Source organism: Streptococcus sp. KR (genome assembly GCF_002238115.1).
Classification (GTDB): Bacteria; Bacillota; Bacilli; order Lactobacillales; family Streptococcaceae; genus Streptococcus.
Genome location: NZ_NGVM01000136.1, coordinates 1 through 473, shown reverse-complemented (window position 1 = coordinate 473; position 473 = coordinate 1). Strand labels below are relative to the sequence as shown.

Annotated in this window: 1 pseudogene; it reads left to right on the top strand. The window is 34.0% G+C overall.

Annotated features, from left to right (window positions below):
* Positions 1–473, top strand: a pseudogene (locus CBI42_RS11275) (phage tail tip lysozyme); the annotation flags it as partial.

The following is a 473-nucleotide window of genomic DNA, read 5'->3' as shown; positions in this document are numbered from 1 at the left end:
AACACAAAAGAGCGATACCATCATTTTAAGGATGGAAAAGGATGGAAACTAGCGAAAGATAAGCCAAGTTCCTTTAAAAATCGGTTTCGAAAATTAAAGAAACAAGGTCTTACAAGTGTCCGAAATATCTATCAAAAACTAAAAGCAGCCTTTTCCTTCTTTACATTTGCGGCTGGAAATCCTGTAACCTGGATAGTTGGAGGAATAGTCTTTCTTCTTTTACTTATAATGAGCTTCTTTTTAGGATTTTCATCTGCTAGTTTGATTCAACAAGATGAATTTGAATTAACAAAAGCTTATACCCACCTAACTTGGGAAGATGCAGAACATACTCGCACAAATGACAAAGGAATTACTTATTACACAAAAGTTGATGATGTGATGGGGTATATGAACTTTAAATTCCATGACTATGAGTTACACAAACCAGTTCACTTATTTAGTTCAGAAACTTACAAGGATTATCTGTCTAC